The following is a 24,517-nucleotide window of genomic DNA, read 5'->3' on the forward strand; positions in this document are numbered from 1 at the left end:
GCCGTGGCCTACGACGACCAGGAGCCTCAGCGCTACACCGGGTATCTGATCCGCCGCGCCCAGCAGGCGCACGTCGCGCTGTGGGCACGCGTGGTATCCACGGAGATCACGAGCGTGCAGTACTCGATCCTCGTGATCCTCGACCGGCGCGGGCAGGCGAGCCAGCGCGAGCTGTGCGACGAGGTGGACCTGGACCGCTCGACCATCGCCGACCTCGTGAGGCGCATGGAGCGGCGCGGGCTGGTCGCCCGCGCGCGGGATGCCGACGATGCGCGCCGCAACACCGTGACGCTCACCGAGCTCGGGCTCGCGGAGCGGGAGCGGTTGAAGCCGCTCGTCGAGGAGACGAACCGGCGGCTGACCGAGGGGCTCGCGACCGAGCAGCTCGACGCGCTGCGGGACGGGCTGCGCGCGCTGCTGGAGAACCCGGGCGAATAGTCCCGCGCGCGTGCCCCGCGCGAGGGCGTACGTTCGATCCGGTCCCGCCACGACAAGGAGCTCCCATGGTGGAGAGCGTCACCAAGAATCGCCAGCCCGTCGAGGTGCTGCGCCGCATCGTCGCGCGCGCGTACGGCGACTCCGAGGTGCCCGACGGTGACGACTTCGCGACCGAGCTGGGCGACGGCTTCTTCAACGTCGCCTACCGCATCGTCCTGCGGTCCGGGCGTCAGGCGGTGGTGAAGATCGCGCCGCCCGCCGGAGTCCCGGTGATGACGTGCGAGCGGGACATCATGCGCAACGAGCTCGCGGCGATCGCGCTGCTGCGCGAGCGCACCTCGGCGCCGGTGCCAGGCGTGGACTGCGCGGATCTCACGGGCGAGCTGGTCGACGCCGCCTGGTTCGCGATGCCGCTCGTGGAGGGAGTGAGCCTGTCCTCGCTCGAGGAGGCAGGTGAGGTCCCGCCAGAGGTGACCGAGGGGCTGCGACGAGAGCTCGGAGCGATCAACCGTGGGATCAACGAGGTGGTCGGGGAGCGGTTCGGGCCGCTCGTCGGCGACGGGTTCGCCACCTGGCGCGAGGCCTTCGCCGCGATGATGGACGACATCCTGGATGACGGCGAGCGCGTGGGCCTGGACCTCGGGGTCGAGTACGACGCGATCCGCTCCTTGCTCGACGCCCACCTGGACGCGCTCGACGAGGTGACGGAGCCGCGACTGGTCGCGTGGGATCTGTGGCCGGGCAACGTCCTCGTCCGCGACGGCCGCATCGTCGGGCTGATCGACCATGAGCGAGCGCTGTGGGGCGACCCCCTCATCGAGGCCGGCTTCAACGGGATGGACCTGCCCGACTTCGGCGACCCCACGCCGTTCATCGAGGGCTACGGGCTCGGCTTCGTGACGGAGCCGATGGCGCGCCGGCGCTGGCTCTACAGCATCTACCTGGTGCTGCTCATGATCATCGAGACGCACTACCGGCAGTACCCGGACGACGGGCAGTACCACTGGGCGAGGGGCCTGCTCGCCGGACTGATCGGGGACTAGGCGCGGGTCAGGGCGGCGGAGCCTCGCCCGCGGACCGGCTCCGGCGGTAGGCGGCGGGAGGGCTGCCGGTGGCGCGGCGGAAGGCCTCGTAGAAGGCGCTCACCGTGCCGAAGCCCGCCGCGATCCCGATGTCGCCCGCCGGCCTCGACGTCGTGATGAGCAGGCGCTGAGCCTCGGCGACGCGGCAGCGCGTGAGGTAGTCGCCGAGGGTCATGCCCAACGAGGTCCGGAAGACCTGCATGGCCGTGCTCGGATGCAGGTGCACGGCGGCTGCCACGTCCGCGACGCGCACCGGGTCCCGGAAGTTGATCGCGATGTAGCCGGCCATGCCCGCTACGGCGTCGGGCATCGTCGAGCGCTCCTGACGCCGCGCGCCCTGGCCGCCGGAGGCCGAGTGGCGCGCCGCGAGCAGGATCCGCATCGCCAGCGCCTGGACCTCCATCAGCGCGATCTCGGTCGTCTCGCGCGAGGTGAGGTCCGTCGCCCAGCGATCGAAGGAGTCCGCGAGGTCCCCCAGCGGGGCCGCGTCCACGATCAGCGGCCTGTCGCGCAGCAGTCGGGCGAGGGAGTCCTGAGGCAGTGCCCATCCCCGAACCGTCGCCAGCGGGACGTGAAGCCAGCAGCCCTCGGCGACCTCCGCATCGTCCTGGCGGTGCATGAGGCGATGCGGCGTGGCGGCCCAGAACATCGCGATCGACCCGGCGGGCACGGAGAGGGCGCGGCCGCCGAACAGGTACTCGAGGTGGCCTCGCGTGACGAGGTTGAGCTCCAGGTCGTCGTGCTGGTGCGCGCTCGTCATCGTGAGGGCGGCGCCCCGGTGCACCCAGAAGCCGGGCGCGTTGACGACGACATCGGATTCGGCCATGCCGCCACGCTACGCGAGGCGGCGAGGATTCCGGAAGAAATAGCGCCTAGGGCGGAGGCACTGCGTGAATCCCGGCCGTAGCGTCGGAGGCATGACGACAACTCCCAGAATCGTGATCATCGGCGCCGGCGGATTCGTGTTCCCGTTCCGCCTCATCGGCGACCTCATGAGCCACACCGCCCTCCAGTCCGCCGAGTACGTCCTCATGGACATCGACGCGGACCGCGTCAAGCGCACGGCCGACGCAGCACGCGCGCTCGCGGACCACCACTCGCTGCCGGCGACCGTCATCGAGACGACCTCGCGCGAGGAGGCCCTCGCGGGCGCCGACTTCGTGTTCATCACCTTCCAGGTCGGCGGCGTCGAGGCCTACAGGTGGGACGTCGAGATCCCCCGCAAGTACGGCGTGGACCAGACCGTCGGCGACACCCTCGGCCCTGGCGGAGTGTTCCGCTTCCTGCGCTCCATCGAGGCGTACAAGGCCATCACCGACGACATGCTCCGCCTGTGCCCCGACGCGCTGCTCATCAACTACGCGAACCCCATGGCCATGGCCACCGGCTACCTCAACGCGCAGGGGATCTCCACCGTCGGCCTGTGCCACAGCGTGCAGGGCACCACCCGCATGCTCGCCCGCACCTTGGGCATCCCCTACGAGGAGATGTCCTACGTGTCGGCCGGCATCAACCACCAGGCGTGGCTCCTGAAGCTCGAGCGCGACGGCGAGGACCTCTACCCCCGCCTCAAGAGGATCATGCACAACAAGCACGCGCTCGGCCGCGGCGCCGAGGACATCGCCGAGGACGACGGCGACCACACCGGCATCGCCGAGGGCGACTCCAACTACGAGGGCGGCAACGAGCAGGTCCGCAACGCGATCATGGAGACGTTCGGCTGCTTCCAGACCGAGTCCAGCCACCACGCCTCCGAGTACCTCCCGTACTTCCGCAAGGACCCCGAGACGGTGCTCACGTACATCCCCGAGCGCTGGGACTACTACGACATCTGCGTGAACCACGACGAGCAGGGCGACGTCGACGAGCAGCTCGCGAACCTCACCGACAAGCTCGAGCCGTCGGTCGAGTACGGCGCGACCATCGTCAACGCCGCCGTCACGGGCGTGCCCGCGGTCATCTACGGCAACGTGCCCAACGACGGGCTGATCCTCAACCTGCCCGCGGACGCGACCGTCGAGGTCGCGTGCCTCGTCGACCGCAACGGCATCCAGCCCGTCGCGCTCGGCGAGCTGCCCCCGGCGCTCGCGGCAGTGAACCGCACCAACATCAACGTGCAGCTGCTCGCCCTCGAGGCGGCGCTGACGGGCAAGAAGGAGCACGTCTACCAGGCGGTCGCGCTCGACCCGCTGACCGGTGCGCATCTCACGCTCGAGCAGATCCGCGAGATGACGGACGAGCTCTTCGCCGCTCACGCGGACCGGCTCCCGGAGTCACTCCGCTAGGGGATCGTGGGTAAGGCGGTCGCCCCGACATCGGATACTGTGCAAGTGGCTAACAGATGGTCACGCGGCTCAGCGAGGAGGCGACCGGCGCATGACAGAGATTCGATGGATCACCACGACCGAGGAGAAGGCCTGGGTCGAACGTGAGGCGCCCGGGCTCACCCCGGTGGCCGTGATGCCGTCGGTCTTCATCCAGCTCGACCGGCCGCAGCAGGCGATCGAGGGCTTCGGCGCCTCCTTCAACGAGATGGGCTGGGATGCGCTCGCGCTGCTGCCTGAGCAGGCGCGCGGGGCCATCATCCGCGACCTCTTCGAGCCCGGCGCCGGCCTCAACCTCTCGCTGTGCCGCATGCCCGTCGGCGCGAACGACTTCTCGCGCGACTGGTACTCCTACGACGAGACCCCGGGCGACCTCGCGCTCGACGACTTCAGCATCGTCCATGACGACGAGACCCTGGTGCCGTTCATCCGGGCCGCGCAGGCGCATCGTCCCGACCTGAGGGTCTGGGCCTCCCCCTGGAGCCCGCCCACGTGGATGAAGGCGAACGGCCACTACGCGGGCGCGATGCCTCACCCCGCGTTCGGCAACATCGACAACGGCATGACCGAGGACAAGGTGGGCCGCGAGGGCACCGACATGTTCCGGGTCGATGACGTGCACCTCGACGCGTACGCGCGCTACTTCGGGAGGTTCATCGACGCCTACGCCGAGCGCGGGATCCGCATCGACACGGTGATGCCGCAGAACGAGTTCAACTCGGCGCAGGCATTCCCGTCGTGCACGTGGACTCCCGAGGCGCTCGCGCGCTTCATCCGCGTGCTCGGACCGGAGATGGCCGGGCGGGACGTCCAGGTCCTCCTCGGCACGCTCGAGCGCGCCGACGACACCATGGTCACGAAGGTCCTGGACGATGAGGAGGCCGCGCCGTGGGTGCGCGGCGTCGGCGTCCAGTGGGCGGGTCGGGGGGCGGTGCCGTTCGTGCATCACGACAACCCCGAGCTGCCGATCTGGCAGACCGAGCAGGAGTGCGGGGATGGCAAGAACGACTGGCGTCACGCGCGTCACGCCTGGCAGATCATGCGGACGTTCTTCGGCAACGGCGCGACGGCCTACATGTACTGGAACATGGCGCTGCTCGAGGGCGGCGTGAGCCGCTGGGGATGGTCGCAGAACTCCTTCGTGGTCGTCGACCCCGTGACCCGCACCCACCGCTACACGCACGAGTACCAGCTGCTCAAGCATGTCTCTCACGTGGTGCAGCTCGGCGCGCGGGTCATCCCGACGCTCAGCTACTCGGGCTTCGAGAACCAGCTCGCGTTCGTCAACCCCGACGGCTCGCTCGTGATCGTCGCGCACAACGACGGCGGCGACCCGGTCGAGGTGTCATATCTCATCGGCGACCAGGTGCTCGCGGTGACGCTCGACGCGGACTCGTTCCACACGTTCGTCATCCCGCCGATGCGGGCGGTCAGTCCGGCAGCGGCTCGGTCACGAGCTGCGTGATCCTTCGCCTGAGGAGGCCCGCCATGTCGACGCTCGGGTCGAGCAGCCACTGGATCTGGACGCCATCCGTGAAGGCGATCAGCTCGATCTCGAGGCCGTCGGGCTCGACGCCGGGCGCCAGGAGGCCTTGCCGGACGAGCTCCGCGACGACGCGCGCGTACGCGGTCCGGGTGGTCGCGTAGCGTCGCACGAAGTAGTCGTGGGCCGGGTGGTCCGGGGACGATGCCTCGGCGGAGAGGGCGGCGAACAGGCGGACCAGCTGTGGCTGAGTCGCGTTGAAGGCCGTGAGGCGGATCAGGTTCGCAAGCCATCCGAGCGGGTCGGCCGGGTCGAGGTGATCGAAGTGCCGCGCATCGTCCAGGCGATCGCGCTCCTCGAGGACGGCCGCGAGCAGGTCGTCCTTGGTGGGGAAGTGGTGGAGGAGGCCGGCGCGGGAGAGGCCCGCGGCCGCGGCGACCTGGACCATGCTCGTGCGCTCGTAGCCGGCGTCCGCGAACAGGCGCAGCGCCGTGGAGACGATGTGGGCCCTGCGGAGATCGCCCTTCGCGTACGTGCCCGCCTCCTTGTCGTGGCGGGCTCCCGGTTCCTGTGGCATGCTTGTCACGATATCAAATACCGACAGCGTTGTCTGTTTTTTGTGAAGGTGGGTGTGGCATGGGTGCCGCTGACTCCGAGATCGCCGTCCTGTGGGACATGGACGGCGTCCTGATCGACTCCGAGCCGCTGCTGTTCGAGGCCGAGCGGCTCGTCTTCGCCGACCACGGCGTCGCGATCACGATCGAGGACAAGAAGCCCTTCATCGGCCTCGGTGGGCACGAGGTCATGGCGCGCATGGCCGAGGCCTTCGGCGTCGATGCGGACCCGGCCGAGCTGGGCCGCGCGAAGCTCGCACACGTCGTCAGGCTGCTCGGGTCCGTTCCCGGGTTCGCGCCCACGACCGCGCTCGTCCGCCTGCTCGCCGCGCGAGGCGTGCCCATGGCGGTCGCCTCGGGCTCGAGCCCCGAGATGATCGACACGGCCCTCACGGCCGTCGGCCTGGACGATGCGCTTCCCACCCGGGTCTCGGTTCTCGAGGTCGACCATGGCAAGCCGGAGCCAGACGTCTTCCTGGAGGCCGCCTCGCGTCTGGGGGTCGCGCCCGGACGATGCGTCGTGGTCGAGGACGCGGTCCCCGGGGTCCTCGCGGGCAAGCAGGCGGGGGCTCGCGTGCTCGCGATCCCGTACGTCACCGACCCGTGGGACGAGCGCTTCGAAGCCGCCGATCTCGTGGTGCGCGGCGGCATGGACCATGCCGATCCCGACGCTCTGCTCGCGTGGATCCTCGGCGCCGAGGAGAGTTGACCCCGTGACCTCTCAGCCAGCGGACCTGACTCGCAGCCCAGGCGCGGTGACCGCCGCGCGCAACGCCACGCTCGCGGTGTTCACCGTGAACGGCTTCGCCTTCGCGTCGTGGATGTCCCGTGTCCCGGACGTCAAGGACATGCTCGGGCTCACCCCCGGTCAGCTCTCCTTGCTCCTGCTCGCCCTCTCGATCGGATCGCTGTGCGGCCTTCCCGTGGCGGGCCGGATCGCGCACCGCATCGGCGCCGCCAACACCGTTCGGCTCGGCGCGATCGTGTCCTTGCCGGGCGTCCTCCTGGCCGGCATCGCCGTGGAGGCCCACGCGGCGATCCCCATCGTGATGATCCCGCTGTTCATGGTCGGGCTCGGCTTCGGCACCTGGGACGTCGCGCAGAACCTCGAGGGATCGATCGTCGAGCAGAGCCTGGGGCGCGCGATCATGCCGTGGTTCCATGCGGGCTTCTCCGGGGGAACCGTGGTCGGCGCGCTTCTGGGCGCGCTCATCACCTGGCTCGAGGTCCCCGTCGGACTGCACATCGGCGCGGCGGCCGTGCTCGCCGGGTTGGTGGTGTGGTGGATCACCCGCGACTTCCTGCCCGCGTACGACGAAGGGGCCACCGAGGCGGTCGACGTCGCCGGCAAGGCGCGGTCGCCGTGGCTCGAGCCTCGCACGCTCCTGATCGGACTGATCGTGCTCGCCGCCGCGTTCGCCGAGGGCACCGCGAACGACTGGATGGCCGTGGCCTTCGTCGACGGGCACGACACCTCCAATGCGATGGGCGTGGTCGCGCTCGCGGTCTTCCTCGCGTTCATGACCGCGGGACGCATCCTCGGCACGGGGCTGCTCGACAGGTACGGGCGCATCGCGGTGCTGCGGACGCTGTTCGCGACGGCCGTGGTCGGATGCCTGCTCGTCGTGTTCGGGCCGTCGTGGCTTGCGTTCATCGGGGTCGCGGTCTGGGGCGTGGGTGCGAGCCTCGGCTTCCCCGTGGGCATGTCCGCCGCCTCCGACGACCCGGCGCGCGCCGCGCTGCGCCTCAGCGTCGTCTCGACGATCGGCTACGGCGCGTTCCTCATGGGTCCGCCGCTGATCGGCTTCCTCGGCGACCGGGTGGGAGTGCTCGACGCGATGCTCGCCGTCGGCGTCGTCTCCCTGCTCGCGATCCTCGTGGTGCCGGCGGCGCGGCCGCTCCCTCGTGCCGGCGAGACCGCCGCTCAGCCCACGCCGATCTAGGAGTGAGCGCTCAGCCGGCGAGCGAGGCGACGAGAGGCTCGGCGTACTCGCCCGCGATACGGCGCTGGCGGGCCTAGCGATGTGTCAGAGAATGCTCGGTTCGGCTCGGAGTCCCGCTCGCGGATGCGTCCCGCACGTCCTGCACACACTTCGGTCTGCACTCGGCGCGTCGCGCCGCTCTGAGGCCCCGACACGCCCGGTGCATTGCCATCGGTGTGCAGGACGTGCGGCGAGGCCGGAGACGATGCGGGGGCCGGCGGGGCCGAGTGAGCGCTCAGCCGGCGAGCGAGGCGACGAGAGGCTCGGCGTACTCGCCCGCCTGCCCGTCCGCGCGCCATGCGACTCCGATGCCGCGCACCTCGAGAGGCTCGAGCGGCACGTAGGTGACCCCCTCGTCGTCCCGTCCCGGCGTGCGGGGGAGCACGGACGTGGCGAGCCCTCCCGCCACGAGCGAACGCATCGTCTCGATCTCGCTCGACTCGAAGGTGACGTTGACCTCCACCCCTGCGCCCTCAAGCAGCTCGTCGACGACGCGGCGCATGTCCGTGATGCGGGAGAAGCCGATGAAGTCGCGTCCCGTCAGGTCCGCGAGTCGGGGGCTTGACAGCGCTGCGAGGGGATCCGTGTCCGCGAAAGCGAGGCACAGCTGCTCCTCGTGGACCTTGCGCCACTCGATCCCGGCCACGGGCATCGGCGGCGGGCTCGCGAGGATGACGTCGATCGCGTCCGCCTCGAGCCACCGGTAGAGGTCCCTGCTGAAGCCCTGACGGAGCGTGACGCGCAGGTCGGGGTGATGGGTCCGCAGCCTCTGCACCGCGTCGGGGACCATCCACCGCGCGAGCGAATGCAGGAACCCCACGCGCAGCACCTTGGCCTCGACGGCGAGCGCCTCGGCATGGCGTCGAGCCTGGTCGATCGCGTCGAGCACGGCCGCGGCGTCGGCGCGGAACGCCGCGCCGGTCGCGTTGAGGGCGAGGCGCCGGCCGTGCCGGTGGAACAGCGGGGCGCCCACCTCGGCCTCGAGCCGGGCGAGCGTGCGGGAGACGTTCGACTGGTTCACCCGCAGGAGCGCGGCGGTGTCCCGCGTGTTCTCGGTGTCCGCGAGGGACAGGAAGGTTCTCAGCGCGTCCTCGTCCATGCGTTCAGCGTAATGCGCCGGACGCATCAAAATGCTCATCTGCGTCATTTCCCATGTCAGTGGAAGAGGCGCATGCTCGCCACGTGACCCTCACCGAGACCGCGCCCGCTCCGGCCGACACCCGCATCGTCCGCGTCGCCGTCGACGCGGCGCCCGCCGCGGCGCCGGCCTTCAACGCGAACCGCGTCCTCGGGGTCCTGTCCCTCGGAGGACTCGCCAACTTCGCGCTCGTGTACTTCGTGCAGCCGCTGCTGCCGATGCTCGGCGCGAGCTACGGCGTCCGCGACGGGCAGACCGGCCTCGCGCTCTCGGTCACGACCGCCGCGATGATGCTGGGCCTCCTCATCGCCGGACCCTTCGCGGACCGCGTCGGCAGGGGGCGCACGATCGCGCTCTCGCTGCTGAGCTCGGGCATCGTCACGATCCTCGGCGCATTCGCGCCCACGTGGGAGCTGTTCCTCGTCACGCGCGCCGTCGCCGGTCTGACGCTCGCCATCCTGCCGGCGATCGCCCTTGCGGTCGTGCGCGACATCGCGCCCGGCGGCGACCACCTGCGCGCGAACGCCGTCTACATCGCGGGCACCGCGGTCGGCGGAGCGCTGGGAAGGCTTGCGCCGCTGCCGATCGCGCACGTCGGAGGGTGGCAGTCCGCCGCGGTCACCCTCGGCGTGCTGAGCCTCCTCGCCGGCGTCGGCTCGCTCGTGTGGCTGCCGAAGGCGCCCGCGCGGGCGGCCGCCGTCCCGCTGCGCGCCACGTTCGCCGGGCTCGCGCGTGCCGCCAGGTGCCGCCCGATCCTCGTGACCGTCGGCGTCGGCATGGCGGGGATGATCGTCTTCGTCACGTCCTACAACGCCGTGTCCTTCCGCCTGCAGTCGCCGCCCTTCGACCTCGGCGCCGCCGAGGCGCTGATCTACCTCGCCTACCTGCCCGGCATCGTCGGCCCGAGCGCGTTCCGCGCGCTCGCCGCCCGCTGGGGCCGCGCGGTCGCGGTGCTCACCGCCGTCTCCCTGATCGCCCTCGCGATCGCCGTGCTGGCGGTCCCGACCATCCCTGCGGTGTTCGCGGGGCTCGGGATCCTCACCTTCGCGTTCCTCGGACTGCACTCGATCCTGTCGGGCTGGGTGGTCGGCGCGGCGCACGAGCACGGCATCGACACGTCGCGCGCCTCGAGCGTCTACCTGCTCGGCTGGTACCTGGGCAGCACCGTCGCCGGAACCGCGTCGACGCACGTGTGGGAGCTGTCGGGCTGGGCCGGCGTGACGGCCGTGTGCGCGCTCGCGATCGCCGTGTCCGGGTCGCTCGCGGTGGTCAGGGCGCGGATGCGCTGACGGGAGGCGGACCTGCGCGCGGCGTCGCCCGTCGCCCGATCGACCGCACCCCGTCCGTCAGGCGAGCGCGGTCGTCTCGCCGATGAGGCTCATGCCCATGAGCGTGCTCACGGTGCAGTCTCCCCAGTCGGTGCCCTCCCAGCCGACCTCCGCGCACAGCACGGTGAGCTTGGCGAGCGCTGCGGACGGGGTCATGTCGCCCCCGGACAGGACGCCCAGATCGGCCATCCACGAGCCCGCGAGATACGTCGAGCCCGCGAGGCCGCCGCGCAGCACCTGGCTCACGTTGACGCACACCACGCCCGAGTCGACCGCGTGCGCGACCGCCTGAGCGATCGAGCCCTTGAGCGGGTCGGAAGGCCGTCCCGAGGGGAAGTTGCCGTTGCCGTACGACTCGAGGATCAGCCCGTGCGCGCCCTCGGAGACCGCGAGCTTGATGGTGCTCGCGAGGAACGAGTCCATGGTGCGCGGGGACCCGACGGTGGGGAAGGCCGCGACCGTGAGCACCAGGCGATGCGTGATCGTCGTGCGGATGTGGTGGAGCCGCGCGCGCATCGTCTTGAGCACGGCCCCGCTGCGCAGCCCGATGCCCTCGAGGTGATCGGGGTCCGCGAGGACAGGGGTCGCATCGACGTGGGCCTCGAGGACGGGGGTCTTGAGCGCGGGGGCGTTCGGGGACATGAAGCCCTCGAAGTCGACTGTGCTGGTCTTGACCACCCTGGTGCCGTCCATGAGGGAGCCGCCGAAGGCGACCGTCACGCCCAGGTTGCCGTGCGTCGCCGCGTCCAGGGCCGCGAGCAGGTTCGGCATGGCGTCCGAGTCCTCGCGCAGCACGAACTCGTCGTCCGCCGTCTGCGTCAGCAGGGGAAGCTGGGAGCCCGTGACGACCACGGGCTTGTCGAGCACCGCGACCGGGCGCCCCGTCGCATCGAACCTGTTGAGGAGGAAGGCGAGCGCCGCGCTCGTGTACTGGAGGGTGTCCGTGCCGTGGAGGATCACCCACGCGTCGTACGAGCGGTAGCCCTGGACGATGCGCTCGGCGACGATGCACCAGTCCTCGGGGGTGAGGTTGGTCGAGTCGAGCGCCCCGGCAGGGGCGTGGGGGAAGGCCAGGTCCGCGACGTAGTCGATCGTGGTGCCGGGCAGGCGCGCCGCGAGCGTCGGGCCGAGCACGGCCTGGCAGGCGGCGGCGAACTCGGGCGCGGGAAGCGGGGTGAGCGGGGCGCCGGCGGAGCTGATGGTCCCGCCCGTGACGATGACTGCGATTCTCATGGGGTGCCCGTGCCTTCGGTCGGCTCAGGGGGCTGAGCTGCGGTCTCGGTGACGTGGCGACACGGGGTCGCTTCGCGTCATCAAGGGTAAGGGAGCCGAGCATGCCGCAGGGCCCCCGGCGATGCCGAGGGCCCTGCGGGTGAGTCGAGGGTCAGCGAACCCCGCGGATGAGGGGCATGAGGCTCGCGCCGACGAGGCACAGCACCGCGGCACCGATCCACAGCAGCGCGTAGTTGCCCCCGCCGCCGATCGCGAGGACCGTGGGTCCGACGGCCGGAACGATGATGTTCGGGATGCTGAGCGCAAGGCCGAACACGGCCATGTCCTTGCCCGCGTCCTTCGCGTCAGGGAGGACCGCGGCGCACAGCGCGAGGTCGACGGTGAGGTAGATGGCCTGGCCCATCGCGAAGATGCACCACGCGACAGCGAAGCTCGTGAAGCTGTCCGCCATGGCGCCGAGCACGAGGGCGAGCGCCATGAGGCCCGCAGCGGCGGCCACGAACGGCTTGCGGCTTCCCACCTTGTCCGAGAGCCATCCGGAACCGGTGAAGAAGACGATCGAGATCGGGGCGGAGATCAGCGTCAGCAGGCCCGCCTTGGCGCCCACCTCTGTCAGCGGGACCTGGAGGATGTCGATCATGTAGTAGACGAAGTAGGTCAGCAGCGAGGCCATCGCGATGCCGGCGAGCATGCGTGCGAGCCACGTCCATCCGAAGTTGGGGTGCTTGCGGGGGTTGACGAGCAGTCCGCCGACCAGCGCCTTCACGTCGAGGGCGGGCACCTCGGCCTTGGCCTTGACCGGGTCGCGGTAGAGAGCCAGCAGCGGCAGGGCCGTCAGGACGGCGAGCAGGATCGGGGCGGACATGAGCAGGATCGGCTGCCCGACGAGCGCGCCGGTGAGGTACGAGCCGCCCGAGTAGGCGAGGGCGCCGAAGAGTCCCATGATGCCCATGACCCTCGCGCGCATCGCGTCGGGCACGGCCTCGACGGGGATGACGGCATAGGCGTTGAAGGCAGCCTGCATCGCCGTGACCAGCACGACGTACGCCGCGCCGATGATCAGCGGGTTCGCGGACAGGCCCGCGAACAGGGCCGCGACCAGGGCGACGGCGAGGCCGCCGACGATCCAGGGGCGACGACGGCCGAAGCGGCTCGTCGTGCGGTCGGACAGCGCGCCGACGATCGGGATGACCACGAGCATGAGCAGCGCGCCGACGGAGACCGTGCGGCTGTAGATGACGTCCTTGGTGTCCGGGGCGACGCTCGCGATCCTCAGCGAGAGCGCGGTGGACATGCTCATCGCCATCACGTACATGCCGGCGGCGGCGACGAGGACAAGGCCGATGGTCTTGCGGGGCGAGCCGAACTCGGCGGTGATGGCCGCGGAGTCGTCGACCGGTTCTGTAGTGACTGCTGCTTCGTCGGAGATAGTCATGAGGCTTCCTTGCCTGAGAGGTCGCGTCGACGACCTCGCCTGATGTGAGCACACCGTGCTCGGGATAGGGCGACTGTAACCCCAAAAACTAAAGCATGCAAGAAATTCACTTGAGAATTGGCTGAGACTAGTCACGCCAAGCACGAACGCGTGCTGTCCTTGGCCTAAACGTCTATATAAATTGGATATCTGGTCGCTGGTCGTGTCTTGCCTGAACGTGCATGCATGGGCACCACGCGACACGGTCGCCACATCGTCCAGCACGAGGCGCTGTCAAGCGAAAGATCTGCCAATTCGCTGCTCACGCTGGCACTCTGCCGTGACCCGTCAAGCACGAGTCCTCGCCAGCCCTTGCCCCCTAAGGTCGTGCTTTGCGGACGCTCAGACACGCATCCTGCTTCGCGCGGTGCGTGTCGCCTTCGAATTGCGGTCCGACACGCCGAGTGCCGGGCGAGGCGCGTGTAGGAGCGTCCGGAGGGCGCGAATCCGCTCCGCTGGGTGGATCGCAACTGGCCAACTTGGCCGGATTGCCGAACTGGCGTCCATTGCCGCGCGAACCTACAACACCTAGATCTCGCCGCGCCTCTGCAGGAACCGCATCGAGAAGTAGCCCATGGGGATGCGGGCCCAGTAGGAGATCAGGCGGTAGATGATCGCGACCGGCACGGCGACCGCGCCCAGTCCCGCCGCCGTCAGGCCTGCGATGAGCGCGCCCTCGACGGCGCCCAGGCCGCCGGGCGTCGGCACGAGGGCTCCGACCGCGTTGGACAGGAAGTACAGCACCGCGACGTCGATCAGCGCGAGGTCCTGGCCGAACGCCTCGAGCACGGCCCAGAACGCGCCGACGTAGGCCGCCGCGAGCACGAGGTTGCCGAGCACGCCGATCACGATGCGCCATGGCTGACCGATGACCTGCGAGAGTCGCGGCCAGGTCTGGCGGATCATCGGCATCACGCGTGCGGCGGCGAGCTTGCGCACGCGCGGCACCGTGAGCGCGACCGCGACGACACCCGCGACCACGGCGACGCCGATCAGCACCGAGGTGCTCGGCAGCGCCGCGAGGGTGCCCTCGGATCCCGTCGTCAGGGTGAGCAGGATCAGCGCCGTGACGGTCACGATGATCGAGCTCACCTGCACGAGCGCGACCGTCGCGACGGCGAGCGGCGTCGGCACCTTGCGCTTGGTGAGCAGCCGCAGGTTGAGCGCTGCGGGACCGATGCCCGCGGGCACCGCGAGCGCGATGTAGGCGGCGGCCGCCTGCGTGAGGAGCACGTGGCTCCACGGCATCCGGATGGGGCTGAACGCCGCGAGCGAGATGGCCGCCCCGACGAACGTGAGCAGGTCGAACGACAGCGCGACCAGCAGCCACCAGGGGTTCGCGTCGTCCAGCGCGGAGAGGATCTCCTGGGTGTTGAACGACGCGATGACGATCGCCGCCGCGATGATGCCGAGGAACAGGGTGAGGATCGTCCGCCAGCCGAACCGCTGGATGTTCTCGGTCTCGATGTCCGCGTCGGGCAGGCGCTCGATGATCTCGGAGCGCAGCTCCTGCAGCGCGTGATGGTGCGACGCTCTCAGCGCGTGACGGGTCGCGCGGGGCATGATGAGCATTTGCAGCAGGGGCGCCACCTGCTCCATGTCGGCCTCGCTCATGGCGCGCAGCGCCGAGTCGACGGCGCGCTCGCGGCCCACGAGCGGCGTGAGCATCCCGAGGGTCTGCGCGAGGTCCATGCGCCTCGCGAGCGTGGACGTCGCCACCTCGCCGAGCTCCCAGCTCGTCAGCCACACCACGGGATCCGTCGCGTCCTCGGCGGCCACGAGCACGGTGTCCGCCGACATCGCGCGATGGGAGATGCCTGCGTCGTGGGCGTGGCCGACCTGCTGCCAGATCGCGTCCAGGAGCGCGTCCGAGATCTCCTCCGCCGGGATGCCGGACAACGGGCGCACGCCGGTCGGGCGCTGGTAGACGAGGAGCATCGTGTCGCGGATGTGGCTCATGCCGAGCACTCGGGCGGTGCGGACGCCTGCGCTGCGCGCGGCGTGCGAGACGAGCGCGGTCGCTTCTGCGGAGTGGCGCAGCGATACGTCGGCGCGCGCGTCGATGCCGCGCAGCCGCAGCGTGTTCCAGAACTTCACCAGGAAGCCCGCGGCGTGCTGGTCGCCGTCCAAGGCGATCGCGAGCAGGTGGTGGTTCTCCTTGGTCGTCAGCGAGTACACGCGGCCCTGCCGGGTGCGACCCATCGCCGCGGACACCTCGTCCAGGTCGACGGGTGCGAACTCGTCGTGGACATCCGCCCGCACGAGGGACTTCGGCTCGAAGCCCGCGCGACGGATCCCCTCGACCAGGGCCTCGCCGTACGCGCGGTCCGCCGTCGAGCCGATCGACCAGCGCAGGAGGAGGCCCGTGGCGCGGCCGATGAGGACGGTGACGAGCGCCGCGGGCAGGGTCACGATCGACGAGATCACGGCGACCGCGATCGCTGCCCAGACCAGGTTCCACGACCACGACAGGACGCGCCTGCTCGAGCGCATGCCGGCGGCGGTGAGCATCGCGGCGACGGCCGCGATGTAGGCGGGGAGCTGGACGATGAGCTCGCCCTCGTCGTTCGCGATCGAGAGCGAGTTGACGAGCTCGTCGGCGCCGAAGTAGATCGTCGTCACCGCCGCGACGACCGTCGCGAGGAAGGCCAGGAGCGAGGCGCCCATCATCTCGAGGATGCGGCGCGGCTCGCGGCGCACGGCCATGTCGATGATCACGATCGTCGGGATCACGAGCGTGACGATGCCGGAGAAGATGTTGACCGGCGCGACCAGCAGGCGCTGCAGGACGCGCGCGAAGCCGCTGACGTCCTCCGTGATGCCCTCGGTGGTCCCGGTGGCGTAAGCGCCGATGAGCAGCACGAGCACGATGCCGAAGAGCGTCGCGATCAGCGACAGCAGGTCGGTGAAGCGGTGGACCCGCTCCTCCGGGGTGTCGACGATGCGCACCTGTCGTGGGGAGGCCGGCTTCTCCGGCTGTTCCACGAGCGCGTCTGCGGCCATGCCAGCGAGTCTAGAGGGGACGGTGGGACACCAGGTGTCCTGGAGGAGCGAACGGCCAGGGCGCGTCGCCACCCAGCGTCACTGCCTCGGCGACCGGAGCATCCTCCGTCGCCGCCGCATCGTCCCTTGAGAGACGACTCCTACTGCAGGCCGAGCCACACGAGCCAGGACTCGGGCGCGAGCTCGGGCCCGATGAACGCGATCGAGTCCATCAGCAGGTGCGCCGCGATCAGCGGCCCCAGCCTTCCGCGCCGCACGTACACGTACGCGAACACGACGCCCATGACCACGTTGCCGAGCGCCATCGGCCACCCCTGGTACAGGTGGTAGGCGCCGCGCAGCAGCGCGGAGGCGAGGATCGCGGCGGGGACGCCCCACCGCATCTCGCGCAGGCGGGTGACGAAGTAGCCGACCGCGATGACCTCCTCGAGGATCCCGGTGCTCGCGGCGGACAGCAGCAGGATCGTCGCCGCCCACCACTGGTCGGGAAGGCCCGAGGTGTCGATGTTCACCGTCATGCCGAGCGCGCGGCTGACCGCGTACAGCGCGATGCCGGGGATGCCGATGATCGCCGCGATCCCGAAGGTCCAGCCGATGTCGCCCTTGACGCGGGACCAGGGTCCGACGAGCCCCAGCGCGCGCCACGCCGAGCGGCCGCGGTCGGAGAAGAGATAGAACACCAGCAGCACGGGCATGAGCCGGAAGCCGATGACCATGAGCTGCTGGACCAGGTCGATCCACGCGACCGACGACGTCGACCTGTTGAGCGTCGACGTCGTCGTGCTGATGTCGACCTGCTTGACGTAGTACTCGATGAACTGCGTGATCGCGTAGGCGGCGGACTGGCCCAGCGACAGGCCGAGGACGATCGCGATCTCGAACTTGAGGCGGCGAGGGGAGGGGCCCGAGGCCGCATCCGCGGGGACGGGCTCGGGCCTGGCGGGCACGGGCTCGGGCAGGGGTTCGGGCACGGCGGGGACGGACTCCATGGCCGGGGAATCGCTCACCCTGCTCACCCTAGTGAGCGCCCCGCTGAATTCGCCAAGAGCGCCGGAGCCGGGCGCGCGATCGCCGCCCCTGCATCGTCCATCCCCCTTGTCGCCCGCCTACAGTGGCTGCATGCGCATCGTGTCGATCCGCCGGTACCCCGTGAAGTCCATGGGCGGGGAGTCGCTCCCCGCCGTCACGCTGGACGCGCGAGGGCTCGTCGGCGACCGCGCGTGGGCCGTGCGCGACGCCGACTCCCGCCTCGCGTCGGGCAAGAACACGAAGCGGATGGTCCGCCGCGACGCCGTGTTCGGCTTCGGCGCGCGGACCGTCGACGGCGAGGTTCGGGTGAGCGACGGGGCCTCGGAATGGCCGGCCGGGTCGCAGGAGATGGACGATGCGCTGCGCCGGGCCATGGACGCCGACGTCGCCATGGCGCTGGAGACGGACGTGAAGCACTTCGACGACGGGGCGATCTCGCTGATCGGCACGGCGACGCTCGACTGGTGCGCGCGCGAGCTCGGAGTCGACGCGGATCCACGGCGGCTGCGCGTGAACCTCGTGCTCCAGACGGACGAGCCTTTCGTCGAGGAGACGTGGTTCGGGAACCGGCTGTCGATCGGGTCTGCCGTGCTCGCCCCGGTCCAACGGATCACGCGTTGTCGGACGATCGACCTCCCTCAGGACGGGGTGTCTGGGACGACACGGTGGCTCAAGGCGCTGGGCGGCTCGCGCGACCTCCAGGCGGCCGTGTACTGCGATGTCGCGACGGCTGGGGAGGTCGCGGTGGGGGACGCGGTGGTCCTCGCGAGCACGTAGGCTCTCGCCGGGGTGCACGGAAGCGAGGAGAGGCCTACCTATGACGACGACTGCTGAGCCAGGGCTGCGGCGGCCTGTGGCGGCGCGCGCCTTCAGGCCCGACATTCAGGCCATCCGTGCGCTTGCGGTCGGCTCGGTGCTCCTGTTCCACCTGTGGCCCGCGCGGTTCTCGGGCGGATACGTCGGAGTGGACGTGTTCTTCGTCGTCTCCGGCTTCCTCATCACGTCGCTGCTGCTCCGCGAGCACGCGCGCACGGGCACGATCCACCTCTGGGAGTTCTGGGCAAGGCGCGTCCGGAGGCTGCTGCCCGCGTCCCTGCTCGTACTGCTCGCGACGGTCGCGATGGTCGCGCTGCTCACGCCCGTGACCCGGTGGGCGGACACCGCACGTCACGTCGCGGCCGCCACCGTCTACGGCGAGAACTGGCTGCTCGCGGCCGACTCCGTGGACTACATGGCGTCCGAGGCCGCGGCCAGCCCCGTCCAGCACTACTGGTCGCTCTCCGTCGAGGAGCAGTTCTACGTCGTGTGGCCCCTGCTGCTGCTCGGGGCACTCGCGATCGCGGTGCGCTGGGGCCGCAAGCGTGCGCCGCTCGTGATGATCTCCGTCGTGGGCATCGCCTCGCTGGTCTTCTCCGCCGTCTTCACGCGCACCGACCCGGCCCAGGCCTACTTCGTCACGCCCACCCGCGCCTGGGAGTTCGCGGCGGGAGCGATCGTGGCCGTGCTGCCGGCGGCGGTCCTGTCCGACCGGGGCCGGTCCATCCTCGCGTGGGTCGGCATCGCCACGGTCGGCTCGTCGGTCGTGCTGCTTCAGGCGGACGCCCCGTTCCCGGGCGTCGTCGCGCTGTGGCCGGTCCTCGGAACCCTCGCGATCATCGTCGCCCGCCCCGGGGACGACGCGCTGTCACCCATGCGGATCGGTGGCGCCTGGTGGGTGCAGCGCCTCGGCGACCTGTCCTTCTCCGTCTACCTCTGGCACTGGCCGCTCATCATCGTCGCGCCCTACGTCATCGGCAGGACGCTCGCCTGGCCCGACAAGCTCGTGATCGCCGCGATCACCGTGGTCCTCGCTACCGCCACCTATCGATGGGTCGAGCAGCCGCTGCGCGCCCTGCCCGCCCTGACCCGGCGGCACCCGCTCGTGTCGATCGGGCTCGGCCTGAGCCTGTCCGTCGTGACCCTCGCCTCCGCGTACGCGCTCCACACCGCGGCCGCGCGGGCCACCGAGACGGACGAGGCCGATGTCGAGCTCGCCGAGTCCGCGGGGCTCTGCTACGGCGCCGCGTCCGTCCTGTCGGCGGGCTCCTGCGACGATGCTCCCCTCGAGGGGATCGTGGTGCCCGTGCCCGCCGCCGCCGCTGGGGAGAAGGAGAGCACCTGCGTCCAGGCGCTCGACAAGCCCGGCATGCGCGTGTGCGACGAGGGCGTCCCCGTCGAGGAGGCGTCCGAGGTCGTCGCCGTGGTCGGCGACTCGCACGTGGGCCACTGGCTGCCCGCGATCCGCCAGGTCGCCGAGGCGAACGACTGGCATCTCACCGTGATCGCGAGGGCCTCGTGCCCGTTCACGCAGGCAGAGCGCACGGGCGACTGGTCTCAGATGTGCACCGACTGGAACGCGGAGGCGGCCGAGTACCTGGACACGCACCCCGAGATCACCAGCATGATCACGTCCGCCTCGTCGAGCAACGAGGTCGTGCCCGCCGGCGGACGCGACTGGTACCAGACGGCGGTGGACGGCTACGTCTCCGCGTGGGACGCCCTCCCCGAGAACATCCGGTCGATCACCGTCCTGCGGGACACGCCTCGCGCCCAGGCCGGCACCTTGGACTGCCTGACCGAGCTCGGCGACGGTGCGCAGGTGCTCGCGAACGCCGACGAGTGCGCGCTCGACCGGGCGAAGTCGCTCTACCCGGATCCACTCGTCGACGCCGCCGCGGAGCGAGCCGACCTCGCGTCCGTCATCGACTTCACCGACGTCTTCTGCGACGACGACACGTGCTCGACCGTGATCGGTCACGCGACCGTGTACCGCGACTCGCACCACATGACCGCGCCGTTCGCGCGCTCGCTCGCGCCGTACCTCGCCGAGCGCATGGGCGTCGAGGTGCCCGAGGTGGTCGCCGCGACCCCGTCTGCGGTCCCCGACACCGCGCCGTGAGATCCACCCAGGTCGTCGTCGCGGACGCCCCCGCGCCGGGAGCCCAGCAGGACGCATCGTCCCGGCGAACCGGCTTCCGGCCCGAGATCCAAGGGCTCCGCGCGCTCGCGGTGACGGCTGTCGTGGCCTTCCACTTCTGGCCCGGGCTGCTTCCCGGCGGGTATGTGGGCGTCGACGTCTTCTTCGTCATCTCGGGCTTCCTCATCGGCGGCCATCTGTTGCGGGACGCGCTGCGGGGTCAACGCAACCCCGTGCCGTTCTGGGCGCGTCGGGTCCGTCGGCTCATGCCCGCGTCGCTGCTCGCCATCGTCGTGACCGGAGCGGCGATGGTCGTGGTGGTGCCGGTCAGCCTGTGGCGCCAGTTCTCCGCCGAGCTGATCGCGAGCGCGCTGTACTTCGAGAACTGGGCTCTGGCGTCCCAGTCCGTCGACTACCTGGCCGAGGGCGCCGCGTCCTCGCCCGTCGAGCACTTCTGGAGCCTGTCCGTCGAGGAGCAGTTCTACCTGGTCTGGCCCCTGCTCGTGTTCGGTGCGGCGGCGCTCACCGCCCGGTTCGCGGCTGGCCGCGTCGCCCGCGTCGCCCGCGTCGTCGGCGCGGTGATCGCGGTCGCGGTCGCGGCGTCGTTCGCCTTCGCCGTCGTCACGAGCCGCTCGGACTCGCCCGAGTACTACTTTCACACCCTGGGACGGGCGTGGGAGTTCGGGCTGGGGACGTTGCTCGCCGTCGCGGTCGCGACGCTGTCGGCGCGGGTCCCCGCCGCGCTGCGCGCGCCCCGCGCTCGGATCGTCCTCGCGTGGCTCGGACTCGTGCTCATCGCGGCGGCCATCGCGACGTTCGACGCGGACACGCCTCACCCGGGCCTCCCGACGCTCGTCCCGGTGGTCGGGACGATGCTGGTGATCGCGGCCGGCACCGTCGCCGGCAGGGGCTCTCCGGAACGGCTGTACTCGGCGCGCGCGGTCCGTGCGCTCGGCGACGCCTCCTACTCGGTGTACCTCTGGCATTGGCCGGTGCTGGTCCTGCTTCCCTACGTCGTGGGTCGCGCGCTGTCGGGTCCCGCCCTCGCGCTCGCGCTGCCGCTCGTCGCCGTTCTTGCGGCCGCGTCGTACCGGCTCGTCGAGAGGCCGGTCATCGAGAGTCGCGCCGCGTGGCTGAAGCGTCCGTCCAGGGTGTTCGCGGCGCTTGCCGCGGGCATGGTGCTCGCGTGCGCGATCCCCGTGGCGACGAATGCCTGGCGCGCGCACGAGGTCGCCGAGTTCGAGGCCCACGCCGCCGAGGCCGCAGCGGACCTGGACTCGTGCTTCGGCGCTGCCGGCGCCGCCGACCCCTCCCGCTGCTCAGAAGGGGCGTCGGACTCGCTCGTGCCGAACCCCGCGTTCGCTGCTGACGACGTCGCGCAGATCCTGCTCGACGACCCGGACTGCTACATGGACAAGACCGAGCGCGGGTTCTCCGCCTGCGAGTACGTCGGCGGTACCGGTGAGGTAGGCGACGTCCTCCTCATCGGCGACAGCCACGCGCGGCAGCTCACGCCGCTCGCGCTCGAGCTCGCGGACCGGTACGACTGGACGCTCCACATCGCCACGCGCGCGAGCTGCCCGTTCTCCGCCGCCGATCGCGTGCACGACACGTCGCTGATCCCCGAGCGCTGCGCCGAGTGGAACGAGGAGGCGGCGGCCTACGCCGCGTCGCGGTCGTGGACGCTCGTCATCACGAGTCAGATCCAGGGCCGGGAGTTCCAGCAGGGCGCCTTCGACTCGGGTGAGGCGGCGGCGGTCCAGGGCCTCGTGGATCAGTGGGCCCCCCTCGTGGAGTCGGGTGCGCGGATCCTTGCGTTCCGCGACAGCCCGGCCACCAGGACCGACATCCTCGAGTGCCTCGAGCTCACCTGGGAGGACGACGCGCTCGCGTGCGCGCAGACGCGCGAGGAGGCGCTCACGGAGGACTATCAGGTCGCGGCCGCCTCGCAGTTCTCGACCGACGAGGTGCGGGTCGTCGACCTCACCGACCTTTACTGCGACGACGCGCTGTGCCTTCCCGCCGTGCACGGTGCGGAGGTCTACCAGGACAACGTGGGTCATCTCACGGCGACATGGGTGCGCTCGCTCGTCCCCGTCGTCGTGGACCGCGTCGGAGAGGACTTCCTGGCCGGCTCGAGCCGCTGATGCCCTCCAGCGCCTGGCCGCCTCGATGCGCGCCGCTGAGGCCCACCCAACGGTTTCGTGGTGCCGCTCCGTTGACGGGGTGATGATGCTGGAGTGAGGGGCGTCGGACCTGACGGTTCGACGACGCGAAGGGAGCCCGATGGCGCGCTGGGAGCCGATGCTCGATGAGGTGATGCGGTCGCGCGCGCCGCGCCTCCTCGCGTATGCCCGGCTCCTGACCAGGGACGATGCGGAGGCCGAGGACGTCCTTCAGGACGCCTTGGTGCGGTCGTTCGGTCGGGGGCGCTCCTTTCCCGACGCCGACCGTGCCGAGGCCTATGTCAAGCAGGCGATCCCGAGCGTCTTCATCGACCGCTACCGGTCCCGCCGATCGCTCTCCGCGGCGTACGAACGGCTCGCAAGGCGCGCGCCCACGCTTCCCGACGACGGTGACCGCGCCGTCGTCCTCGACGTGCGTGCCGCCCTGGCCGAGCTTCCCGCACGCGAGCGAGCCTGCATCGTCCTGCGGTTCTACGACGACCTCACCGTGCCGCAGATCGCGCATCGTCTCCACCTCGCCGAGGGGACCGTCAAGCGCTACCTGTCGGACGCGTCGTCCAGGCTCGCCGGGGCGCTCGGCGAGGACGTCGAATGGCGAGGCGGCGCGGCGACCGCCGCCGTGGTGGCCGCGCGGCCCAGGAAGGCAGGCCGGTGATGGACATCAGGACGATGCTGCACGACGACTTCGAGGACGGCTCTCGCCGGCTCTCGGGCACCGAGTTCGCGGCGGTGCGCGGGGCCACGGTCGCCGAGCATGTGCGACGGCGCAGGCGTGCGCGTGCCCTGGGGTCCGTGGGGCTCGGGCTCGCCGTGGTGGTCGGGGTGGGTGCCGTCGCTTATCCGTCGGTCGATCGGGCGATCAATCCCTTGACGGCACCCGCGTGCGTGCCGATGCCTGAGGACCTGCAGGAATGGTGGGACGACGGGATCTCCGACGGTGACATCCTCAGCAGCGTGGGCGGCGCGATTCAGGCCACGCTCAGCGAGGATCGGCTCGAGCTCACGCGCACCGGCGACGGGACCGTCGAGATCCCGATCGCCGACCACCTGCTCGAGGGAACCGCCGCGACGGGCGAGACCCTGCAGGTCACGATGCCGTCGGGCACGTCGCTCGACGTGATCCTGACCTGGACCGACGATGCGATCACGCTGTCGTACGGTCTCGCCGGCAGCGAGGACCTGGTGACGGCGTCGGTGGGGCCGGGCGTCTCGGTCCTGGGCACCTGGGACCTGACCGATCCGGAGACCAGATACTGGATCTACCGCGACGACGGGCTGCCCGACTCCACCGGGGCGTGGGTCGTGTCGGACATCGCCGCGGGCGCCGACGCGATGACGGTCGACTTCACGGACGTGCACGCGGTCGTGATCACCTTCCCGGACGGCTCCACCCAGGTGGTCGACTCCGGGGATGACGGGATCCTGACCATCGACTGGGTCGGCGTGGCCGCGTTCCAGTTCGGCGTCACCCGGTCGACCGAGGCCCTCGTGGGGGGCGCGGTGACCGCGCCCATCGACGCCGAGGTCGTGGCGCCCGCGTGGTGCCTGCCCGCGTGGGCGACGCCTTCCGCGTCGGCGACATCGTCTGCGTCGGCGACGTCGTCTGCGGCGCCGACGTCCTCCGCGGCGGCCGCGCTCACCTCCTGAGGTGCCTCGCGCCTCCTCCCCAGGCTGCCGAGCGATGACCCATCTCCCCAGGTGATGTCTTGTTTGTCCTGATTGTCAGACCCCTCTGATGGACTGTGGTCATGGTGATCGGGGTCGGTGAAGTCGAGCGGGTGAGTGCGCAGGTGCGTGTGCTTGCGGCGCTTGATGTGTCGTCGGTGTCGGCGAGGGAGCTGCTGGATCTGACTGAGGCGGTGTCCCATCTTGAGCGGCTCGCGGGGGCGTTGGTGTCGCGGGTGGCGGGTGAGGTGATGCGCCGGTCGGATCCGGATCAGCCTGGTGGAGGTTTTGCGCGTGGGCAGGGTTTCGGCACTGCCGAGCGTCTGATCTCGAAGGCTCGTGGGGGGTCCGTCGGTGGTGCTCGGCGGTCGATGTCGGCGGGGCAGGCCTTCGACCCGGTGCCCGACCCGGACGCTTCCCACGCGGATGGCGCCGGTTCGTGCGACGCGGATCCCGCCGGTTCGGGGGCGCCTGAGCCTGCGTCGTCTGACGGCGCCTCTGACGGCGCCGCTGATGGCGCGTCTGGTGTGAGCGCTGGCGGTGGCGCGAGGCCGATGCGTGCGAAGTATCCGTATGTGGCGG

Annotated in this window: 19 protein-coding genes and 1 pseudogene; 13 read left to right on the forward strand and 7 right to left on the reverse strand. The window is 70.8% G+C overall.

Annotated elements, in window-relative coordinates:
* Window positions 1–3: 3 nt before the first annotated feature.
* Both AOP78_RS12340 and AOP78_RS12345 read left to right on the forward strand, forming a co-directional pair.
* Window positions 4–438: a MarR family winged helix-turn-helix transcriptional regulator gene (locus AOP78_RS12340; protein WP_062205152.1), complete on the forward strand. Its 435-nt coding sequence runs from the start codon at window positions 4–6 to the stop codon at window positions 436–438.
* 65 nt (window positions 439–503) lie between these two features.
* Complete coding sequence (locus AOP78_RS12345; protein WP_236685377.1) at window positions 504–1,481, forward strand: phosphotransferase family protein; 978 nt, start codon at window positions 504–506, stop codon at window positions 1,479–1,481.
* A 7-nt stretch (window positions 1,482–1,488) separates the two neighbouring features.
* Here AOP78_RS12345 and AOP78_RS12350 read toward each other — a convergent pair whose 3' ends face one another.
* Window positions 1,489–2,346 carry a helix-turn-helix domain-containing protein gene (locus AOP78_RS12350; RefSeq protein ID WP_062205156.1) on the reverse strand — a complete coding sequence of 286 codons (858 nt, stop codon included), beginning with the start codon at window positions 2,344–2,346 and terminating at the stop codon, window positions 1,489–1,491.
* A gap of 91 nt (window positions 2,347–2,437) precedes the next feature.
* On the opposite strand from AOP78_RS12350, the gene melA reads away from it, so the two are divergent.
* Both melA and AOP78_RS12360 read left to right on the forward strand, forming a co-directional pair.
* Window positions 2,438–3,805 (forward strand): alpha-galactosidase, encoded by a 1,368-nt coding sequence (melA, locus tag AOP78_RS12355; protein WP_062205159.1) that lies wholly within the window; start codon window positions 2,438–2,440, stop codon window positions 3,803–3,805.
* A 91-nt stretch (window positions 3,806–3,896) separates the two neighbouring features.
* Window positions 3,897–5,309, forward strand: coding sequence for a glycoside hydrolase family 30 protein (locus tag AOP78_RS12360; RefSeq protein ID WP_062205162.1), 1,413 nt, complete (start codon window positions 3,897–3,899; stop codon window positions 5,307–5,309).
* Here the strand turns inward: AOP78_RS12360 and AOP78_RS12365 are convergent.
* Complete coding sequence (locus AOP78_RS12365; RefSeq protein ID WP_062205165.1) at window positions 5,275–5,904, reverse strand: TetR/AcrR family transcriptional regulator; 630 nt, start codon at window positions 5,902–5,904, stop codon at window positions 5,275–5,277. The two genes, AOP78_RS12360 and AOP78_RS12365, sit on opposite strands and share 35 nt — an antisense overlap.
* A gap of 59 nt (window positions 5,905–5,963) precedes the next feature.
* On the opposite strand from AOP78_RS12365, the gene AOP78_RS12370 reads away from it, so the two are divergent.
* Together AOP78_RS12370 and AOP78_RS12375 are read left to right on the forward strand one after the other, a co-directional pair.
* Window positions 5,964–6,650 carry an HAD family hydrolase gene (locus AOP78_RS12370; RefSeq protein WP_062205169.1) on the forward strand — a complete coding sequence of 229 codons (687 nt, stop codon included), beginning with the start codon at window positions 5,964–5,966 and terminating at the stop codon, window positions 6,648–6,650.
* 4 nt (window positions 6,651–6,654) lie between these two features.
* Window positions 6,655–7,884, forward strand: coding sequence for an MFS transporter (locus AOP78_RS12375; RefSeq protein WP_236685378.1), 1,230 nt, complete (start codon window positions 6,655–6,657; stop codon window positions 7,882–7,884).
* A gap of 274 nt (window positions 7,885–8,158) precedes the next feature.
* On the opposite strand, the gene AOP78_RS12380 is transcribed toward AOP78_RS12375, so the two are convergent.
* Window positions 8,159–9,022 (reverse strand): LysR family transcriptional regulator, encoded by an 864-nt coding sequence (locus AOP78_RS12380; RefSeq protein WP_062205172.1) that lies wholly within the window; start codon window positions 9,020–9,022, stop codon window positions 8,159–8,161.
* Between the two features lie 83 nt (window positions 9,023–9,105).
* Between AOP78_RS12380 and AOP78_RS12385 the strand changes: the two genes are divergently transcribed.
* Window positions 9,106–10,350, forward strand: a complete 1,245-nt coding sequence (locus AOP78_RS12385) for an MFS transporter (RefSeq protein WP_062205175.1) — start codon at window positions 9,106–9,108, stop codon at window positions 10,348–10,350.
* Window positions 10,351–10,407: 57 nt separating this feature from the next.
* Here the strand turns inward: AOP78_RS12385 and AOP78_RS12390 are convergent, their stop codons facing one another.
* From AOP78_RS12390 to AOP78_RS12405, 4 genes are all read right to left on the reverse strand, one after another.
* On the reverse strand, window positions 10,408–11,622 hold the full coding sequence (locus AOP78_RS12390) for an asparaginase domain-containing protein (RefSeq protein ID WP_062205176.1): 1,215 nt from the start codon (window positions 11,620–11,622) through the stop codon (window positions 10,408–10,410).
* Window positions 11,623–11,773: 151 nt separating this feature from the next.
* Window positions 11,774–13,057, reverse strand: coding sequence for an MFS transporter (locus tag AOP78_RS12395; RefSeq protein ID WP_062205179.1), 1,284 nt, complete (start codon window positions 13,055–13,057; stop codon window positions 11,774–11,776).
* A 567-nt stretch (window positions 13,058–13,624) separates the two neighbouring features.
* Window positions 13,625–16,099, reverse strand: a complete 2,475-nt coding sequence (locus AOP78_RS12400; protein ID WP_083980112.1) for a lysylphosphatidylglycerol synthase transmembrane domain-containing protein — start codon at window positions 16,097–16,099, stop codon at window positions 13,625–13,627.
* A 140-nt stretch (window positions 16,100–16,239) separates the two neighbouring features.
* On the reverse strand, window positions 16,240–17,106 hold the full coding sequence (locus tag AOP78_RS12405; protein WP_236685379.1) for a CPBP family intramembrane glutamic endopeptidase: 867 nt from the start codon (window positions 17,104–17,106) through the stop codon (window positions 16,240–16,242).
* Window positions 17,107–17,218: 112 nt separating this feature from the next.
* Here AOP78_RS12405 and AOP78_RS12410 point away from each other — a divergent pair, with 112 nt between their 5' ends.
* From AOP78_RS12410 to AOP78_RS15085, 6 genes and pseudogenes are all read left to right on the forward strand, one after another.
* Entirely contained in the window at window positions 17,219–17,905 is a 687-nt protein-coding gene (locus tag AOP78_RS12410) for an MOSC domain-containing protein (RefSeq protein ID WP_062205188.1), read from the forward strand.
* Between the two features lie 40 nt (window positions 17,906–17,945).
* The gene (locus AOP78_RS12415) at window positions 17,946–20,066 is read left to right on the forward strand and encodes an acyltransferase family protein (protein ID WP_160297638.1); all 2,121 of its coding nucleotides are present in this window, start codon (window positions 17,946–17,948) and stop codon (window positions 20,064–20,066) included.
* Window positions 20,063–22,231, forward strand: coding sequence for an acyltransferase family protein (locus AOP78_RS12420; RefSeq protein WP_062205195.1), 2,169 nt, complete (start codon window positions 20,063–20,065; stop codon window positions 22,229–22,231). The genes AOP78_RS12415 and AOP78_RS12420 overlap by 4 nt, the downstream gene beginning before the upstream one ends.
* A 139-nt stretch (window positions 22,232–22,370) precedes the next feature.
* Window positions 22,371–22,925 carry a sigma-70 family RNA polymerase sigma factor gene (locus AOP78_RS12425; protein WP_062205198.1) on the forward strand — a complete coding sequence of 185 codons (555 nt, stop codon included), beginning with the start codon at window positions 22,371–22,373 and terminating at the stop codon, window positions 22,923–22,925.
* Window positions 22,925–23,917 carry a hypothetical protein gene (locus tag AOP78_RS12430; RefSeq protein WP_062205201.1) on the forward strand — a complete coding sequence of 331 codons (993 nt, stop codon included), beginning with the start codon at window positions 22,925–22,927 and terminating at the stop codon, window positions 23,915–23,917. Before AOP78_RS12425 ends, AOP78_RS12430 begins: the two co-directional genes overlap by 1 nt.
* Before the next feature lie 101 nt (window positions 23,918–24,018).
* A pseudogene (locus AOP78_RS15085) lies at window positions 24,019–24,517 on the forward strand (hypothetical protein); the annotation flags it as partial.

The sequence above is a fragment of the Demequina salsinemoris genome (assembly GCF_000974805.1).
GTDB classification, from domain to species: domain Bacteria; phylum Actinomycetota; class Actinomycetes; order Actinomycetales; family Demequinaceae; genus Demequina; species Demequina salsinemoris.

Bases quoted from the DNA above. Each gene is read 5' to 3' on its own strand.
- AOP78_RS12345 (WP_236685377.1), top strand. From the start codon at position 504: ATGGTGGAGAGCGTCACCAAGAATCGCCAGCCCGTCGAGGTGCTGCGC.
- AOP78_RS12350 (WP_062205156.1), bottom strand. From the start codon at position 2,346: ATGGCCGAATCCGATGTCGTCGTCAACGCGCCCGGCTTCTGGGTGCAC.
- melA (WP_062205159.1), top strand. From the start codon at position 2,438: ATGACGACAACTCCCAGAATCGTGATCATCGGCGCCGGCGGATTCGTG.
- AOP78_RS12360 (WP_062205162.1), top strand. From the start codon at position 3,897: ATGACAGAGATTCGATGGATCACCACGACCGAGGAGAAGGCCTGGGTC.
- AOP78_RS12365 (WP_062205165.1), bottom strand. From the start codon at position 5,904: ATGCCACAGGAACCGGGAGCCCGCCACGACAAGGAGGCGGGCACGTAC.
- AOP78_RS12370 (WP_062205169.1), top strand. From the start codon at position 5,964: ATGGGTGCCGCTGACTCCGAGATCGCCGTCCTGTGGGACATGGACGGC.
- AOP78_RS12380 (WP_062205172.1), bottom strand. From the start codon at position 9,022: ATGGACGAGGACGCGCTGAGAACCTTCCTGTCCCTCGCGGACACCGAG.
- AOP78_RS12390 (WP_062205176.1), bottom strand. From the start codon at position 11,622: ATGAGAATCGCAGTCATCGTCACGGGCGGGACCATCAGCTCCGCCGGC.
- AOP78_RS12395 (WP_062205179.1), bottom strand. From the start codon at position 13,057: ATGACTATCTCCGACGAAGCAGCAGTCACTACAGAACCGGTCGACGAC.
- AOP78_RS12400 (WP_083980112.1), bottom strand. From the start codon at position 16,099: ATGGCCGCAGACGCGCTCGTGGAACAGCCGGAGAAGCCGGCCTCCCCA.
- AOP78_RS12410 (WP_062205188.1), top strand. From the start codon at position 17,219: ATGCGCATCGTGTCGATCCGCCGGTACCCCGTGAAGTCCATGGGCGGG.
- AOP78_RS12415 (WP_160297638.1), top strand. From the start codon at position 17,946: ATGACGACGACTGCTGAGCCAGGGCTGCGGCGGCCTGTGGCGGCGCGC.
- AOP78_RS12425 (WP_062205198.1), top strand. From the start codon at position 22,371: ATGGCGCGCTGGGAGCCGATGCTCGATGAGGTGATGCGGTCGCGCGCG.
- AOP78_RS12430 (WP_062205201.1), top strand. From the start codon at position 22,925: ATGGACATCAGGACGATGCTGCACGACGACTTCGAGGACGGCTCTCGC.